Source organism: Kitasatospora sp. NPDC047058, from assembly GCF_040643935.1.
Classification (GTDB): domain Bacteria; phylum Actinomycetota; class Actinomycetes; order Streptomycetales; family Streptomycetaceae; genus Kitasatospora.
The window spans coordinates 36,651-53,787 of record NZ_JBEYVJ010000016.1 but is presented as its reverse complement, the minus strand read 5'-3'; the positions used below and the strand labels follow the sequence as shown (position 1 = coordinate 53,787).

Here is a 17,137-nt window from a genome sequence, read left to right as displayed (position 1 = left end):
CCTGTGAGGGGTGGAGTTGACCGGTACTAATAGGCCGAGGGCTTGTCCTCAGTTGCTCGCGTCCACTGTGTTGTTCTGAAACAACGACCGCCCTGCCGGCGGGTCGACAGTTTCATAGTGTTTCGGTGGTCATAGCGTGAGGGAAACGCCCGGTTACATTCCGAACCCGGAAGCTAAGCCTCACAGCGCCGATGGTACTGCAGGGGGGACCCTGTGGGAGAGTAGGACGCCGCCGAACAATCATTCACAGAGAACCCCCGCCCGGGAAACCGGACGGGGGTTCTCTGCATTTCCCGCCCCGATTCCGAGCCCCTTTCCGAGAGCGGAGATCGCCGTCCCGCGGGCCGTCATCCCGGGTTCACCGCCGAGGGTGGCGAACTTCACGTTCGGTCCGCCGGGGCCGGCCGCCCAGGTCCCACCGGGCGGCTCTGCCAAGGGATTTAGGGGGTGTGCAGCAGTGCCGCGGTGGGGGGAAGCCGGTGCTCAGAGGGGGTCCGTGGGGGTCCGTGTGAAGGGCCGATGCGGCCGAAAGCTAGGATGGCGGCACCCTCCCTAGCTCGAAAGATGGACTTGTGACTGTCAACGACGACGTGTTCACGGACTGGAAGAACCGCGAGGAGATCGCGGAGTCGATGATTCCGGTCATCGGCCGACTGCACCGGGAGCGGGACGTCACCGTCCTGCTGCACAGCCGTTCCCTGGTGAACAAGTCGGTGGTCAGCATTCTGAAGACCCACCGGTTCGCCCGCCAGATCGCCGGCGAGGAGCTCTCGGTCACCGAGACGCTGCCCTTCCTGCAGGCGCTCACCACGCTGGACCTCGGTCCGTCGCAGATCGACATCGGCATGCTCGCCGCCACCTACGCGGCCGACGACCAGGGCCTGTCGGTGGAGGAGTTCACCGCCCGGGCGGTGGCCGGTGCCACGGGTGCCAACAAGATCGAGCGTGCCGGTTCGCGCGACGTCGTGCTCTACGGCTTCGGCCGCATCGGCCGCCTCGTCGCCCGCCTGCTGATCGAGAAGGCCTCGGACAACGGTCTGCGGCTGCGGGCCATCGTCGTCCGCCAGGGCGGCGACCAGGACATCGTGAAGCGCGCCTCGCTGCTGCGTCGCGACTCCATCCACGGGCAGTTCCAGGGCACCATCACCGTCGACGAGGCGACCAGCACGATCGTCGCCAACGGCAACGCGATCAAGGTGATCTACGCCAACGACCCGTCCGAGGTCGACTACACGGCGTACGGCATCAACGACGCCATCCTGATCGACAACACCGGCAAGTGGCGCGACCGCGAGGGCCTGTCGAAGCACCTCCGCCCCGGCATCGACAAGGTCGTCCTGACCGCTCCGGGCAAGGGCGACGTCCCGAACATCGTGCACGGCGTCAACCACGACACGATCAAGCCCGACGAGCAGATCCTGTCCTGCGCCTCCTGCACCACCAACGCGATCGTCCCGCCGCTGAAGGCGATGGACGACCAGTACGGTGTGCTGCGCGGCCACGTGGAGACCGTCCACTCGTTCACCAACGACCAGAACCTGCTGGACAACTACCACAAGGCCGACCGTCGCGGCCGTTCGGCACCGCTGAACATGGTGATCACCGAGACCGGTGCCGCCTCGGCCGTCTCCAAGGCGCTGCCCGAGCTCAAGGCGAAGATCACCGGCAGCTCGATCCGCGTGCCGGTGCCGGACGTCTCGATCGCCATCCTCAACCTGCAGCTGGCCCGCGAGACCACCCGCGAGGACGTCCTGGAGTACCTCCGCGACGTCTCGCTGACCTCGCCGCTGCGGCGCCAGATCGACTTCACCACCGCCCCCGACGCGGTGTCGAACGACTTCATCGGCTCGCGCCACGCCTCGATCGTCGACGCCGGCGCCACCAAGGTCGAGGGCGACAACGCGATCCTCTACCTGTGGTACGACAACGAGTTCGGCTACTCCTGCCAGGTCATCCGGGTCGTCCAGTACGTCTCGGGCGTCGAGTACCCGACCTACCCGGCCCCGGCGGTCTGATCCCCGGGCAACCGACGAGCGGGGCGGCAACCGGTCTTCCGGTTGCCGCCCCGCTGTCGTTCGTCGTGGCGCCTGCCGACGGTTCAGGCGTCCCCGGGGCTGCCCGTGGCGCGGGGGCTGTCGGGGCCCTGCCAGCCGGTGGCGGAGTGCCACAGGACGGAGACCTCCAGGACGCGGTGGACGAGGCCGGGGATCCACGGCTCGTCCGGCGGCTCGGGGAGGACGAGGTAGAGCTGCTCGGGCGGGGCGTCCGTCAACTGGCCGATCTCCCGCAGGCGGACGGCGCCCGCGCGCACCGCGTGGTACGAGGTGCGGCCGGCCGGGAGGACCTCGTAGACGACCGGGCCACGGTCTCCGGGGCGGATGACGTCGGCGATCGGGGAGTCCACCAGCCGGTGCCCGGCGAACAGGAGCGAGCTCTTGAGCTGGTGGCGGACCGCCTCGTGCTTGAGGCACGTCCGGTCCTCCTCCGCCGCGGCCGTGAGCTCAGCCGTGAGTGCAGCCGTCAGCACGTCCTCCGGCGACGGTGCGGCGACTGCTCCGGACGCGTCCTGCTGCCGGAGCGAGCTCAGCGCGGTGGCCGCTCGTCGCTGCCAGTCGCCGGCCCGCAGTTCCTCGTTGAGCTGCTTCAGCCGGGTGGTGTCGCCGGCGTGCACGGCTGCCGGCAGCTTCCGGGAGGCGTCCCGCAGTGCTGCCAGCTCCTCGGTGGACGGCGAGCCCAGCAGTCGCCGGACGGCGAGCCAGTCGAGCTGGTCCCGGCGGAGGCAGCCGTTGGCCAGCCTGGTGAGTTCGGCGAGGCCGGTGTCCGTGCCTCCGGTGAGCGAGCCTTCGTCGAGGGCGATCAGCACGGCCAGCGCGTGCGCGTAGCGTTCGGCGGCCGGAGCGGAGACCGGGTGGCGTCCGAAGTCGTTGGCCGACACGACGTGGACGCCGGAGCGCCGTCGGACGACCCAGACGTCCAGTTCGGTTCCGGCTTCGGGCCGCGGGTCGTCGGGCCGGAGCTGCAGGATGTACCGCCTGTTCCGGTCGGGCGTGACCGGAGTGACCCGCCAGTGCAGCTGGTCACCGTGGGCGAGGGCGCGGACCCTCAACGCGGTACCCGGGTCGAGTTCGTCCGCCTCCGGCAGGCCGTGGGCGGCATGGATCTCCGCATCCAGGGGGGTGTGCCGGCGGACGAACACGACCGCCCGGCCGTCCGGCGTGAGCGTCCAGGTGAGCGTGCGGCCGCGCACCATGAGGTTGCCGCGCGAAGCGATCTCGATGTGGCCGTCGGCCAGGTCCGCGGCGAGGGAGTGCTGGAGCCTGCCGAGGAAGCCCGGGGCCGAGGTGCCCGGCTGGTCCGGGGTGAGGCCGGCGAACACGGTGCGCGTGTCGCTGCTCACCTGGATGTCCTCGGCGGCCAGGGCCCGCACGGCTGCCACGTCGTCGAGGCCGGGACCGCGGCCGGCGTCGTTGCCGGACCCGGGGCCCCGGTACCTGGACGGGACGCCGGCGATGAACTGGGCCGGGCTCCGCTCGCCGTGCACGCTGCGGTAGCCGGTGAGGGCCGTTCCGTCGGGGCTCAGGACGAACCGGTAGCCGTGGAGGTCGACGAGCCGGTAGCCGTCCGGCTGCTGGGCCTGGCGCCCTTCGGTCAGGAAGGCGGTGAGGACGGAGCGGATCTCGGCCTCGGCCTCCTGGGGGCTGCCACCGTGGGCGGTCACGAAGGCCTGGGAGGCGGCCCGGGTCACCCGGAGCCCGGCGAAGAACTCCTCGGAGGGCTCCAGCCCGGCGCCGAGGTCGGCGTCGGCGGGTACCCGGGGCAGGTAGCGGGTGGGCGGCCGTTCCGGGGGTGAACTCGTCCGGTAGCCGCCGCAGGAGGCGTCCCGGCACCAGCCGTCGGCGTTGCCGGTCGGCAGCTCGCACCGGGTGCCGTCACTGTGGAAGCGCGAGCAGCAGCCCTCAGCCGGCTGCGCGGACGGGGGAACCGGCAGCTCTTCGGCCTCGCCGCCGTCGTTGCCGCCGCCGCCGTCGTTGCCGTCGTCGGCGGACGAGCCGTGGTCCGTGTCGGGCAGCATCACCGCGGGCAGCGGCGAGGTGTGCAGGACGGTCAGGGTCTGGGTGCTGCGGGTCAGCGCGACGTACAGCTGGCGCGGTCCTTCGGGGCCGCGGGCGGTGATCGTGGCCGGCTCCAGGACGAGGACGTGGTCGAACTCCATGCCCTTGGCCTCGCCGGCGGTCAGGACGGTGACCGCCTCCCGGACCTCCTCGGTCATCTCCGCGGTGGAGTCGACCAGCAGTCGCACCTGCTGGAGCCAGTCCGAATCGTCGGGTACGACCAGGGCGATCGAGCGCTGGGTACGGCCGTCGGATCCGGCCAGCCTCGCCGCGTGACCGACGGCCTCGGCGAGCAGCTGCCACGGCGCGGTCTCCACGATGCGCACGGCGTCCCCGTCCGCCTCCTTGATCGCAGCGGGGAACGGCACGGACGGGGCCACCGCGCGGGCCAGCGGAGCGACGAAGTCCATGATCTGGGCCGGCACCCGGTAGCTGGTGGTGAGCTGTTCGAGGTGCCAGCCGCCGGCACCTGCGAGGATCCGGCCGAGCCGCTCCCAGTCCCCGTAGCTGTGCGGCCCGGTGGCCTGCGCGAGGTCACCGAGAACGGTCATCGACCCCTTCGGGTTGCGCCGCTGCAGCGATCTGGCCTGCATGGGGGTCAGGTCCTGGGCCTCGTCCACGACGATGTGCGGGTAGCGCTGCGGAGTCTCCCCCGAGATGAGGGAACGCAGTTCCTCCAGGCACACCAGGTCGTCGAGGGTCCACGGCTCGTCCTCCGCGCGTTCGGCGGGCGCTCGTCGCAGCAGTGCCTGCTCCTCCGCGTCGAGCACGTCGGAGGCGCATTCGGCCAGTTTGCCGGGGGAGTTCAACAGGCTCCGCAGGGCCTCCTCCGGACTGAGGGGAGGCCAGGCCCGCTCGACGAGCGCGGCCACCTGCCGGTGGCGTTCGATGTCCCGCCGAACGGTCCGGTCACGGGCCCGCTGGGGGAAGCCCTCCTGCAGCGCAACCAGCAGACGGTCCACCAGCAGGTCGCGGAAGCGGTCCCGGCGGGCCCGGTAGTGGCCCGGTCCGTTGCGGGCGTCCTCGAAGACGCGGTGGACCTCGGAGGCGGCGACCCGCAGGGGTGCGCTGCCCAGGACGACGGTGAACACCGGCTCCGCCTGCTCGTCCGCCGGCGCGGTCATGGCGGCGTCGACCGCGGTCGGCCGGCAGTGGCCCTCCACCCGGCGGCGCAGCACCTCCGCCATGCGCTCGCCGGACTTGACCCGGCGGACCGGCGGCTCGTCCTCGGCCCGTACGCCGCCCGGCCAGAGCAGGGGGAGTTCGACCGCGGTGACGTCGCGCGTCCCCAGGGTGGGGAGGACCTTGCCGACGTACTCCAGGAACCGCCGGTGCGGCCCGACGACCAGGATGTCCTCGGCCCGGAAGTGCTTGTTGTCGACGAGCCAGGTGACCCTGTGCAGGCCGACGGCGGACTTTCCGGTGCCGGGGCCGCCCTGGACGACCAGGACGTCCGTGGACGGGCCGGCGACCAGTGCCATCTGGTCGGGCTGGATGGTTTCGACGATGTCGCGCATCCGGGTGCGCCGGGAGCGCTGCAGGTCCCGGAGGAGGAGGTCGTCCACGGCGGGCTGCCGGACGTTCCCGTCGCGGAACAGGTCGCCGGGGGACGGGATGCGGCGGTCGCCGGCGCCGGTGGCAGCGGGGACGTGCCGGGTGATCTCGTCGCGGTAGTCCGTGACCGTCCGACGGTCGCAGTCCAGCCGCCGCCGCAGGCGTACCTCGCCGGGGGAGCCGGGCGTGGCCAGGCGCCACGCGGTGGCGAGCTTGTTGGTCCACGAGATGACCACGGCGTCTCTGGTCTCGGCGTCGTGGACCGTCCGGCGCCCGAGGTAGAAGACCTCCGGCTCGGTCGCGCCGTCCGGTTGGGCGTCCACACGCATCGTGACCAGGTTCTCGCCCTCCAGGCGGAAGACGTCCGCCCGGGCCTGGGACTCCGCCCGGGCGGCGATGCCGTCCTTGCCGCTGGCCGCCGCCCGGGCGGACGCGCCGCCCGCCAGTTCGGCGAGTGCCGCCTCGTAGCAGGCGTACGCCCGGTCGACGGCCTGCTGTTCGGCGGCGATCACGGCCGCCTTCGATGTCGTGCTCACGTGCTGCTTCCCCTCCCACGGGTGCTGCACGGCGCCAACACGCGCCCCTGCAGCGGCCACATGCCTATCAGAACGTGCACGGACATCGGGTGTGGAATGCCGCATTCGTTACTGAACGTCTGTGGGGGGTGCCGGGGGTGATACCGGCTCAGGCCGTCGGGGAGCCGGTCGGCCGGAAGGGTCCGCCGTATTGACGGTGGCATGCCAGTGTCGGGAGGATGCCGGGGCCGTTTCCGGCCGGGGCGTCCGGCCGGGGCCGCCCGTCCGGGCTGAGGAGAGGGGCACCGTTGGCTGTCCGTACGCTGATCCGCCGAGCCGGCCGGGTGGCCGGCGCATTCGTGCTCGCGCTCGCCGGGGCGGTGGCCGCCGCCGGGCCGGCGCAGGCCGACTTCGGGACCGACTACCACGACCCGTTCAGTGCGGCGAAGCCGCTCAGCAGGCCGGACACCCGGTCGTGCACCGTCGAGGTGATGCACGACCAGCCGTTCCGGAACGGGTACGGCAACCCGCCGGACACGCCGTACACCGCGACCGTCGCGCCGCCGGCGGAGTGTGCCGGGCCGTGGTCGGCGGTCGTGCTGGACCTGCACGGGCAGGTGGCCGGGCGGCAGTTCGACCGGCTGTTCAGCGTGCGGGTCGGCGGGGTGCAGGTGCTGCTCTCCTCCACGCCCGAGCCGTCCAAGGACGGGATCGAGTGGTCCGTCGAACGGGACGTGACCCGGTACGCGCCGCTGTTCGCGGGCGGCGCGCAGCCGTTCTCCTTCGACCTCGCCAACGTCACCGACGCCACGTACACGGGCGTCTTCCGGATCTCGGCGAGCCTCACCTTCTACACCGCCTCCGGGCGCTGGCCGGCCGCGCGGACGGCCGACCGGGTGCTGACCACCGGGCCGTTCGGGCTCACCCAGGCGGCGCCGGCCGCCGCCCGGGAGCTCACCTTCCCGCCGAACCTGGAACGGCTGACCGCCGAGGTGTACACCCGCGGCGGCGGGGCCTGCGAGGAGTTCGCTTACGCCTCGGCGCCCGACGAGTTCGCCCGGGGCAACACCGGGACCGGGGTGTGCGGCAAGGGGCCGTTCCGCGAACTGCGGCTCAGCATCGACGGGCGGGTGGCCGGCGCGGTCTGGCCGTACCCGGTGATCTACACCGGCGGCTGGGACCCGCTGCTCTGGCGGCCCACCCCCGGGATCTTCGCGTTCGACCTGCCCGCCTACCGGATCGACCTGACGCCCTACGTCGGCCTGCTGCTGGACGGGCGCCCGCACGTCGTCGGCATCGCCGTGAACGCCGCCGAGGCGCAGGCCAACGACCTCTGGACCGGGCAGGTCAACCTGTTCGCCGAGGTGGACCACGGCGCCGCCCGCACCACCGGACAGCTCACGGAGTACCGGGTCGCCCCGGAGGCCGCGGTCGGGACCGTCCTGGCGGACCACGGCGGCGGCAGCGGGGACTGGAACGTCACCGCGAGCCGGCACGACCTGGCCCGCGGCTGGGTGCAGACCTCGCACGGACGGGTCACCACCGAGGTCCGCGACGACCTCGCCTTCGGCTCCGCCCAGCAGTTCCGGGACAGCGGCAACGACCTGACCCTGCACAACCGCACCGACCTGACCCGGACCACCGCCAGCTGGGGCTCCGGCCCGCACCGCACCAGCACCGTGCGCGAGGGCGCGCCGCTGGAGGTGAGCTACCGCGTCACGCACGACGCGGCGGGGAACACCGACCAGCGGACGGCCATGGACCTCGGCTACCACCGGGAGGCGACCACCGCCGTCGGCGCCCGGATCACCGACCGCGCGACCGTCGACCACACGCTGCGTCCCACCGCGCACCGGCACGACGGCGACAGCGCCGTCCGCAGCGGCGGCTCGGCCGAGGACTACCGCAGCACCGGACCGGAGGGGCCCTACCACCGGAGCATCACGACGGTGGACGGCTGGCCCGTGGGGTAGACGGCCGGGAGGAGAGACAGACCGGAGCCGGTCACCGCTGGGGCGGGGGCCGGCTCCGGCCGTTGCCGGGTGTCCGGGCGGGGCGGCGGTACGGGGTGTCCGGGCGGGGCGGCGGTACGGGGTGGCGTGGGGCGGTTCGGGTGACCGGCGGCGGTGTGTCCGGGCCGGCGCCGGGCGTGTCGGCACCGGCCGGTGTGTCAACGTGACAGTCGGGCCGGACAGACCCACCCAAAAGCCTCGAAAGGGGAACCCATGACCCAGTCGCGGACCAGGGCCGCGCAGAGCCTCGCGGAGGTCGTCGAGCGGATGCGGGCGATCAGGGACCGGCTGGACCCGCGTGACGGCGTCGCCTGCTTCAACCGGACGTCCCTGCGGTTCACCGAACTCGTCGGCGAACGGCTGGGGGCCGGCCACTTCGAGGACCGGGACTTCATCGAGCGGCTGGACGTGGTCTTCGCCAACCTCTACTTCGACGCGCTGGACGCCGCCGAGGCGGGCCGCCCGGTGAGCCCGGCCTGGCAACCGCTGTTCGAGGCCCGGGACGACCGGATGGTCCGGCCGGTCCAGTTCGCCTTCGCCGGGATGAACGCCCACATCGGCCACGACCTCCCGCTCGCCGTGGTGGCCGCCTGCATCGATCACCGCACCACCCCGGACACCCCGCCCGTGCACGCCGACTACCTCAAGCTGAACGAGCTGCTCGCACAGGCCGAGGCGGAGGCCCGGGCCTCCTTCCAGGCGGAGGTCGGCAGGGCCGGCACCCGGGCCGCCGGGCCGCTCCGGCACATCGTCGCCGGCTTCTCCGTCGCCCGCGCCCGCGACGGCGCCTGGGCCACCACCCAGACCCTCTGGCACGAGCGCAACCTGCGCCCGGTCTTCGACGCCACCCTCACCGCCGTCACCTCCGGCACCGAACTGGCGGGCCGGCTGCTCGTCACGCCCGTCCTCCCGCCGGCCGAGCGGCCCGACGGTCCGGCTGACGGCTCCGCCTGACGGTCCGCGAGCGCAGGGCGGTGGCGCGAGGGCGCGGGCGAACGGCGCCGTCGCTCAGGCAGTCGGCCCAGCCCGGCGGGCGGCGGCCGGGCGGGCCGGGTGGACTGGTGGACGAGACCCGCCCGTGCCGCCGCCCCGTCGAAAGGCCCCGTCGATGTCCACCCCGCCGATGTCCGCCCCGCCCCGCCGCTACGACGACCTGCGCGCCCTGGTCCTCAACTGCACCCTCAAGCGCTCACCCGAACGCAGCCACACCCAGGGCCTGATCGACGTCAGCACCGGCATCATGCAGCGCCAGGGCGTCCAGGTCGACGTCCTGCGGGCGGTCGACCACGACATCGCCACCGGCGTCTGGCCCGACATGACCGAGCACGGCTGGGAGACGGACGACTGGCCGGTCCTCTACAGCCAGGTGATGGCCGCCGACATCCTCGTCCTGGCCGGCCCGATCTGGCTCGGCGACAACTCCTCGGTGATGAAGAAGGTCGTCGAGCGCCTCTACGCCTGCTCGTCGATCCTCAACTCCGAAGGCCAGTACGCCTACTACGGCCGGGTCGGCGGCTGTCTGATCACCGGGAACGAGGACGGCGCCAAGCACTGCGCGATGAACGTGCTCTACAGCCTCCAGCACCTCGGCTACACCGTCCCGCCGCAGGCCGACGCCGGCTGGGTCGGCGAGGCGGGCCCCGGGCCGTCCTACCTCGACGAGGGGTCGGGCGGGCCGGAGAACGACTTCACCAACCGCAACACCACGTTCATGACCTGGAACCTGCTCCACCTGGCCCGCCTGCTCAAGGACGCCGGCGGCATCCCCGCCCACGGCAACCAGCGCTCCGAGTGGGACGCCGGCTGCCGCTTCGACTCCGACAACCCCGAGCACCGGTAGGTGCGGGCCGGGCTTGAGAGCACCGTCGCACGGCGCGTCCCAGGGGGTTCACGGGGTTGCGCGCAGGGCGTGTTGAAGGCTCGCCGCGAACCGGTGGAGGACGGCGGGGTGTCCGGCGGCGCGGGAAGGGTTGAGCTCGCAGATCGAGAGGGCCCGGAAGCGCGGGTCCCGGCAGGCGGTGTCCAGCGCCTCGGACAGGGCGTCGAGCGTGGGGCCGCTGTTGCGGCCGTCCGTGCTTTCGGCCAGCGGCGCGTCGGTGAAGTCCAGGACGTCGACATCGACGTGCACGGCCAGCGGACCGGACGGGAGCGTACCGAGGGCCCGTGTCACCTCGGTGGCGGGTGACGCGGCGAGATCGCTGTGCGAGCCCCACCGCAGGCCCAGGCCGCTCGCCTGCTCGCGTTCCCAGGAGGTGGCGGCCCCGGGGTCGACGCCGAGGAGGTGGAGCCGGTCCGGGGTGAGCAGCGGGCGGCGGGCGAAGGCGTCCGCCAGTGACTCCTCGGCTCCGGGCAGGTCCAGTCCGTGGGCGAGCCCCATCCAGTCGAGGGCGCCGTCGCGGGTGCTCGCGGGTGTGTTGAGGTCGAAGTGCCGGTCGATGTAGAGCAGACCGGCGTCCGGGTCGTGCGCCGTGAGAGCGGCCATCACGCCCAGTGCGACGGTGCAGTTGCCGCCGATGACCAGGACGTCCGCGTCCTCCTCCAGCGCTCCGGCGACGTGGTCGGCGACCGCCTTGGCGGCTTGGACCACGGCCGCGAGGTTCTGGGCCCGCGGGTGCTGCGGGTCCGGGGCCCACACCTGCAGCGGCCCGTCCCCGGCGTCCCGCACCCGGCGGCCCGCCGCCCTCAGGCGGTCGATCAGGCCCAGCTCGCGCAGCACGCCCGGTGCGGCTTCCTGGCCGGGTGCGTAGCTGCCCGCGCTGGTCGGCGCGCCCACCACAACGAGATCCCGTCGCATCCACCCATCATCGCGGGCCGCCCGGACGGGCGCGAGCGGGCTGCGCCTGCGCCTCGGGTGCCGACACGGCCGGGGCCGGTGCGCACCGAGGCGTGCCGGCGCCCCTCGGGACGCCGGCACCCGGGGCCGGTGTCAGTAGACGAGGATGTCCCAGTGGCTGCCCTCGTTGCAGTACAGGTTGCCCGATGCGGCCCTCCACTGCGGGTAGCCGTCGCCCCGGTAGCCGATGTACGTGAAGCTGTTCTGGATGTAGCCGTCGATGCAGGAACTGCGGGAGATGTCGACCTTGTAGCCGTTGTAGTGGCTGTAGGTGCCGGAGGCGTGGCCCACCTCGGTCCCGCCCGTGATGTTGATGGCACAGCCGCTGGCCCGCTTGAGGGTGATGACGGCGCTCACCGTGCCCGAGTTGATCTGCTCGAACGAGGTGCAGGTGGAGTTGGACCTGGTGGTGCAGCCCCCGCTGGAGCTCCACGTGATGCCGGCGTTGCTCAGCTGACCGGCGGCCGCCGACTGCGACAGCTTGGTACCGCTGGCGCCGGCCGTGGGCGCCGAGACGGCGAGGCCGGCCAGGGCCAGGGCGACGACGGTGGCTGCGGTGCGTGGCTTCATCTGCATCTCCCGGTGAGGATGGTGTGCCTCCGACTCGACCCCCGCCCTCCTGCCGCGCCTCGGCGGGAGGGCGGGAAGTCCGGCGCCGGGCCCGCGGAACCGGCCCGGACGCAGGGGTCGTACGCAGTGCTGTGACGCGGCGGTGCTCCGGCGCGAGGGCCGGTCGATCCGGCCGGCACCACCGCCCGCGGTTCCCGGGGAACGAGGGGCGGGCTTCGAGCGTCGGCGTCGCACCAGGATGCCCCACCGTTGTCTATGCGAGTAGACCCCGATCTGTGAATTTCGCGTGACCGGGAATGGCCTGCAGTGCGTCGAAACGCACCACGGGGTGCAGCGCACGGTCACGGGCCGGTGAGCCCGCCGCGTCGGTGCGGTTCGGCGCGTCGCACCGGCGGGGCGGGCCCGGCTCCCCGCGATCGGCGCTTCGGCCGGGCGGTGGCTCAGTCGCGGCCGGCGTTGCGGCGGCGGAGCCGGAGGCCGACGGCGACGAGGACGGCGAGGACGACCGCGGTGCCGCCGGCGGCCCAGATGGCGACGGACGGGCCGTGGTCGTCCGCGGTGTGCTCGGTCCGGGGGCCGGACGTCGCGGTGGCGGCCGGGGGAGCGGGGTCGGTGGGCGCGGAGGTGGGGGCCGCGGTGGGGGCCGTGGTGGGCATGGAGCCGATGGGGTCGGTGATGGTGGTGCCGGTGGGGGCGGGGGCCGTCGGGCCGGCGGTCGGGCCGAGGGTGACGACCGGGGACGGGACGGTGGTCGGCCCGGAGGTGGGGGCCGTGGTGGGCATGGAGCCGACCGGGTCGGTGATGGCGGCGGCCTGCACGTCGAGTTCGCGCTCGCCGTGGCCGAGGTCGGGGAAGGCGCAGTCGACGGTGATCTTCCAGTGGCCGGCCGGCAGGATCTCCCGGGTGGTGTAGCTGCCGGGGCGGCCCGGGACGGCGACCAGGCGCCAGGGGCCCACCGTGCGCCCGTCGGAGGAGGTGGCGGCGAGCGAGCCGGCGAACCCCTCGGTGACCGGGTCGCGGTCGTTCTCGAAGCTGGCGGCGGTGGTGACGTGCCCGTTGTCCGCCCCGGTGATCTCCAGGTGGACGGTGTCGCCGTGGGCGGAGGCGGTGACGGTGCCGGTTGTGAGAACGGCCGCCCCGGCGACGGCCAGGGCGGCGGCGGTGGAACGGATGCGCATGGGCGGTGCTTCCTCGTGCGGTGAGTGGGACGGCCGGGTGCGGCCGCCGTGGGTTCACGGCGGCCGCACCCGGCCGGATCGGTCCTGCCCGGAGCCGCAGGCCCTGTCAGGGCTGACGGCGGACCTCAGCGGTCGGCGGGCTGCCTCGGGTCAGGAGGCCTTCTGCAGCGACCAGTTCTGGAAGGCCTGGCCGTTGGGCTGCTGGAGCTCCAGCAGCCAGCCGCCGTAGTACCAGCGGTTGCTGATGCCGAGGACGAGGGAGGAGCTCTGGGCGGTGATGGTGACGCCGCCGTTGGAGGAGTTCACCTGCCACTTCTGCGCGGGCGCGTCGGAGCAGGGCTGCTGGGCGACGTACTGGCCGGCCACTGCGTCACCGCCCAGCTGGAGGCACTTCTCGGAGCGCGCGGACTTGATCCGGACGGCGCCGGAGCCGGCGTCCTCGAAGGTCCACTTCTGGTTGGCGTAGCCGGTGCGCTGGTAGGCGATGGCGACGGTGCCGTCGTTCATCGAGCTGCCCCACAGGTCGGCGGCCTGGCCGGTGAGGCCGTTCACCAGGGTGTAGCGGGTGCCGGGCTGCGGCTTGCCGGAGTCGGCGGTGGTCTTGAACGTCACGGTGCGGCCCGGCTTGGAGACCTTGCCGGCGGCGTCACGGGAGGCGATGGCCACGCTGTACTGGGTGCCCGGGGCGAGCCGGACCAGGCCGACCACGGTGGTGCGGACGGTGCCGACGGACTGGCCGTTGAGCAGCACGTCGTAGCCGGCGGCGCCGTTGACGGCGGGCCAGCTCAGCATGGCGGAGTTCTGGGTGACCTGGCTGACCGTCACGTCAGGGCCGGTGGAGCCGGTGGTCGGGGTGGCGGTCGGGGTCGGCGTGGCGGTCGGGGAGGAGGTGCCGGTGGCCGTCGCCGTCGGCGTCGGGGTCGGCGTGGAGGTGCCGGTGGCCGTCGCGGTCGGGGTCGGGGTCGGCGTCGGGTTCTTGGTGGGCGTGGCGGTCGCGGTGGGCGACGGCGTGGCGGTCTTGGTCGGGGTGGGGGTCGGGTTGGGGTTCGGGCCGGTGCCGCCGCCCGCGATCAGGAAGCGGTTGTTGGCGACGTTCCAGTGCGTGGCCAGGTAGCTGCCGGCCGCGGGGCTGGTGTTGTAGTAGTCGTCGTGGCGGCAGTCGAGCCGCTCGTCGTGCTTGTTGTCCGGGCAGACGGTCTTCATCGCCGGGTAGTTGGGGGCGTCCGAGTAGCACATCAGGTCCCACTCGTCGACGCAGTGGCCGGCCTTGCTGGAGTTCGGCGCGCTGTCGTTGACGGCGCCCAGGTTGTGGCCGAGCTCGTGCGCGGCGGTGGCGCCGTCCCAGCAACCCGAGTCGGAACGACCGTAGGAGGGGCCGAAGTTGCTCTGGTTGTCGGCGCCGGGACGCTCGTCACCGGCGAAGGTACCGATGCCGCAGTACACCTTGGCGTCGGTGAACATCATGTACTTGCGGTCCTTGCGGTTGAACCCCTGCTTGGCCAGCGCGTTGTTCTGCGAGTTGAAGTCCCTGATCTCGGCGTCGGAGATCTGGACGTTCAGCACCGCGGCGGTGCAGTCGGACTCGGTGACGAAGCGCACGTGCCGCTCGCCGCCGGTCTCCTGGGCGCTGGCGTTGTAGATGGTGTCGACGTCCGCGGCCCACTTCTTGAACGAGGCCAGGTACTGGGCGAAGCGGTCGTTGCCCGGGGCGTGGACGTACACCACCTGCACGCGGTTGCCGCTGCTGCCGTCGCCGTCGCAGACCACGGCCGAGCCGCCCGCGGCCGCACCGGCGGCCGGGTTCTGCTGCGGGGCGCCGGCCGCGTCGCCGAGCACCGCCTTGCTCCCGGCGTCCAGGGCCGGCGCACCGCCCTTCAACAGGTCGGCGGCGGACGGCGGCTGGGCGTTCGCGGGCGGGGTCAGCGCGGCCGGCTGCGCGGCGGCCGCGGCGACCGGGGCGACGTCCTTGTGGATGTCGACGCCCTGCGGCGGCGCGTCGGGACCGTGGCTGCACAGCGAACCACCGCTGACCTGCAGCTGCCCGGCACAGCCGTCGTCACTGGGCAGGCTCAGACCGGTGTAGACGAGACCACGGTCGGGCTGCTCCTTGGGTATCTCCTTGAGCGGCGTCGCCTTGGTGTCACGCTTCGGGGCAGCCGGCGCCTTGGTGCCGCTCTCGGCGGAGCCGGTCTCGCCGTCGTCGTCGGTGACCAGACCGACCATCTGGCCCGCGCCGAGACCGTCGGCCGACGCCACGGCCGAGTTTCGGGAGGGCGTGTCCAACGCGGTCTGGATTCCCAGCACGCCTGCGATCATGCCGGCTGCGACCGCCAGGCTGACCAGTGCCGTCGTGCGGGTCGAGCGCTTCTGCCGGCGACGGCGAAGCTCGCTGCTCCGGTGTCCCATCACGTTCCTTTCCTTCGGTGAGGGCCCGGGGGTGGCCCTTCGGGTTGCCCGCGCTTGCGGCGGGCTTGCTTCCTCGCCCGGGTCGGGCGGGTGCCGGCCGCGAGCGGTGGGGCGGTTGCGGCAGTGGGTGGCTCTTCGGAGGGGCGCCTGGCGCCCCGTGCCCGGCCCGGACGGTGAGCGCTGCCGCGGCCGACGGCGTTTCGGGCGGCGGGAGTTCGGCACCACCCGGTGCCGCTCCGGCTACGGCCGGACGGCCAAGGAGTACGTGCCGCCGCTGCGGCCGGTGGCCTCGATCGTGGTACCGGACCCGGCACCGCCGTCGTGGATGACGGCGTCGCCGCCGTGGCCGGAGGCGGTGTCGTCGGGTCCGTGCTCTCCGCTGCCGGCGGAGCCGGGGCGGGCGTCCTGGTCGCAGGCGACCGGGGCGGGACCGTCGGCCGGATACACACCGTGACCGGTCACGGTGGCGACGCTCGGAGCGGCGCCGATGATGCCTTCAGTGCGGCGATGACGTCCCATGGTCGATCTCCTTGCTGGTCCGAAATGGCGACAACTCGCTGTGCCTGGCTGATCGTAGGAGCAGTGATGTGGCCGAAACCGGCCCTCGAAGGCGCGGCTAACCAAGCCCTAACGTTCCGCTTAACCCGTGATCGACAGTGCTGCGCCAGCGGTTGGAGGGGTGGTGCGGAGAAACGGGCACGGGGACACGGCCACCCCTGCCCGGCGCGGCGACCGGCACCGCGGGTGAGTCCGCGGCACGCCCGCCCCGGGTGCGGCTTCGCCAGGCGGTGTCGGCCGTCCGGTGGCAGCAACTCCCGTTCACGCGGCGGCCGTTACGCCGCCGGCGGTGGATCCGGAGCCCTGTGCGAGGAGGCCCGCTTCGCCGGTGTACCGCGGCGTCGTCGGCCTCGTTCTGCCGGCCGTGACCACGCAGGCCGGGCCGACCGTCAACTCCGATGCGGCTGAGCCGCGTTCGGCAGTGGGCGCGGATCCGCCCGGTCAGCCCAGGGTGAACAGGAAGCTGCTGGAGTGGTAGTAGTCGGGCAGGTGGACGAGGGCCGATCCGGCGCGGGTCGGGTCGGCATGCGCCCAGTGCTCCGGGCCGAGCAGGTGGGAGGCGTCCTCGCTCGACGGGACGGGCGGCACGAACCACAGGCGGACGGCGCCGGTCCTGGCGTCCGGTTCGAACCACCAGAGCTGCTGCGCGCGTTGCGCACCGGAGCGGCAGCTCCGGACGACGACCACGACCGTGTCCCCGCCGGCGGTGGTGCCGTCCAGGCACATGCCGGTGTCCACGTTCCGGAGTTGGTAGGTGTCCTGATCGGCGGCCAGGCGCTCCCATCGCTGGCCGGCCTGGCCGGTGCACGGCTGGAGCTGCGGCGGGCTGTCGGCCTTCCGGTCGGTGATGCCGACGCAGAGCCCCGAGCTCTTGTTGACGAGGGGAGCGCCGAGTTGTCCGGCCGGCGTCGGCGTGACGGCCACCGTCGGTACCGTGGACGGGGCGGCGGCCGGCGGCGCCTGCGAGACGGTCTCCGGACCCGCGCTCGTGGCGCTCGGGGAGGGCGCTGACTCCGTGGAGCCGGGGAGCGTGAGGGCGCCGGCCGGCGGACGGTGCGTTCCCGCCGAGTGGACGGCCGTGAGCACCACTCCGGCGATGACCAGTGCCACCACCGCGCCGGCCCCGACGGCGGCGAGGGACGTCAGCGCGCGGCGCCCGCCGGGGCGCCGGCCGTCGGTGTACGGCGGACGGGCCCGGGTGCACGGTGCGGAGCGCGGTGCGGGTTCCTCCCGGACCGGGTGTGCCGGTCCGGGATACGTGGTCGGGTCAGTCACCGGATCCGCCATCTCTTCTCCATCCCACGACATCCCACGACGGGTCCACTGCCGCGCGGGGTGCGTACTGGGCACCGGCAGGAACCGGTGGATGCCCCAGGAGCCCGGTGCCGACCGGTGCCGC

Annotated in this window: 11 protein-coding genes and 1 rRNA gene; 5 read left to right on the top strand and 7 right to left on the bottom strand. The window is 73.2% G+C overall.

Translation table 11 applies throughout. The annotated features are described in order from the left end of the window. Nucleotides 1-121 precede the first annotated feature (121 nt). Nucleotides 122-238 (top strand): 5S ribosomal RNA (rrf, locus tag ABZ885_RS04270). 334 nt (nt 239-572) lie between these two features. Then, nucleotides 573-2,015 (top strand): glyceraldehyde-3-phosphate dehydrogenase, encoded by a 1,443-nt coding sequence (locus tag ABZ885_RS04265; protein WP_360183184.1) that lies wholly within the window; start codon nt 573-575, stop codon nt 2,013-2,015. Between the two features lie 83 nt (nt 2,016-2,098). Here ABZ885_RS04265 and ABZ885_RS04260 read toward each other — a convergent pair whose 3' ends face one another. Continuing rightward, nucleotides 2,099-6,202 (bottom strand): AAA family ATPase, encoded by a 4,104-nt coding sequence (locus ABZ885_RS04260; RefSeq protein ID WP_360183182.1) that lies wholly within the window; start codon nt 6,200-6,202, stop codon nt 2,099-2,101. A 287-nt stretch (nt 6,203-6,489) separates the two neighbouring features. Between ABZ885_RS04260 and ABZ885_RS04255 the strand changes: the two genes are divergently transcribed. From ABZ885_RS04255 to ABZ885_RS04245, 3 genes are all read left to right on the top strand, one after another. Beyond that, complete coding sequence (locus tag ABZ885_RS04255; protein WP_360183180.1) at nt 6,490-8,154, top strand: peptide-N4-asparagine amidase; 1,665 nt, start codon at nt 6,490-6,492, stop codon at nt 8,152-8,154. 252 nt (nt 8,155-8,406) lie between these two features. Continuing rightward, nucleotides 8,407-9,147, top strand: coding sequence for a DUF5995 family protein (locus ABZ885_RS04250; protein WP_360183178.1), 741 nt, complete (start codon nt 8,407-8,409; stop codon nt 9,145-9,147). Nucleotides 9,148-9,301: 154 nt separating this feature from the next. Beyond that, nucleotides 9,302-10,033, top strand: coding sequence for a flavodoxin family protein (locus ABZ885_RS04245; RefSeq protein ID WP_360183176.1), 732 nt, complete (start codon nt 9,302-9,304; stop codon nt 10,031-10,033). Between the two features lie 48 nt (nt 10,034-10,081). Here ABZ885_RS04245 and ABZ885_RS04240 read toward each other — a convergent pair whose 3' ends face one another. From ABZ885_RS04240 to ABZ885_RS04215, 6 genes are all read right to left on the bottom strand, one after another. Continuing rightward, on the bottom strand, nt 10,082-10,987 hold the full coding sequence (locus ABZ885_RS04240; protein WP_360183174.1) for an arginase family protein: 906 nt from the start codon (nt 10,985-10,987) through the stop codon (nt 10,082-10,084). A 132-nt stretch (nt 10,988-11,119) separates the two neighbouring features. Continuing rightward, the gene (locus ABZ885_RS04235) at nt 11,120-11,596 is read right to left on the bottom strand and encodes a hypothetical protein (protein ID WP_360183172.1); all 477 of its coding nucleotides are present in this window, start codon (nt 11,594-11,596) and stop codon (nt 11,120-11,122) included. 440 nt (nt 11,597-12,036) lie between these two features. Beyond that, nucleotides 12,037-12,774, bottom strand: a complete 738-nt coding sequence (locus ABZ885_RS04230) for a hypothetical protein (RefSeq protein ID WP_360183170.1) — start codon at nt 12,772-12,774, stop codon at nt 12,037-12,039. 150 nt (nt 12,775-12,924) lie between these two features. Further along, complete coding sequence (locus tag ABZ885_RS04225) at nt 12,925-15,180, bottom strand: RICIN domain-containing protein (RefSeq protein WP_360183168.1); 2,256 nt, start codon at nt 15,178-15,180, stop codon at nt 12,925-12,927. A gap of 240 nt (nt 15,181-15,420) precedes the next feature. Beyond that, on the bottom strand, nt 15,421-15,699 hold the full coding sequence (locus tag ABZ885_RS04220; protein WP_360183166.1) for a hypothetical protein: 279 nt from the start codon (nt 15,697-15,699) through the stop codon (nt 15,421-15,423). Nucleotides 15,700-16,179: 480 nt separating this feature from the next. After that, the gene (locus ABZ885_RS04215; protein WP_360183164.1) at nt 16,180-17,025 is read right to left on the bottom strand and encodes an RICIN domain-containing protein; all 846 of its coding nucleotides are present in this window, start codon (nt 17,023-17,025) and stop codon (nt 16,180-16,182) included. Between the last annotated feature and the right edge of the window lie 112 nt (nt 17,026-17,137).

Coding starts and splice junctions, on each gene's coding strand:
- ABZ885_RS04250 (WP_360183178.1), top strand. CDS start 8,407: ATGACCCAGTCGCGGACCAGGGCCGCGCAGAGCCTCGCGGAGGTCGTC.
- ABZ885_RS04245 (WP_360183176.1), top strand. CDS start 9,302: ATGTCCACCCCGCCGATGTCCGCCCCGCCCCGCCGCTACGACGACCTG.
- ABZ885_RS04240 (WP_360183174.1), bottom strand. CDS start 10,987: ATGCGACGGGATCTCGTTGTGGTGGGCGCGCCGACCAGCGCGGGCAGC.
- ABZ885_RS04235 (WP_360183172.1), bottom strand. CDS start 11,596: ATGAAGCCACGCACCGCAGCCACCGTCGTCGCCCTGGCCCTGGCCGGC.
- ABZ885_RS04230 (WP_360183170.1), bottom strand. CDS start 12,774: ATGCGCATCCGTTCCACCGCCGCCGCCCTGGCCGTCGCCGGGGCGGCC.
- ABZ885_RS04225 (WP_360183168.1), bottom strand. CDS start 15,180: ATGGGACACCGGAGCAGCGAGCTTCGCCGTCGCCGGCAGAAGCGCTCG.
- ABZ885_RS04220 (WP_360183166.1), bottom strand. CDS start 15,699: ATGGGACGTCATCGCCGCACTGAAGGCATCATCGGCGCCGCTCCGAGC.
- ABZ885_RS04215 (WP_360183164.1), bottom strand. CDS start 17,025: ATGGCGGATCCGGTGACTGACCCGACCACGTATCCCGGACCGGCACAC.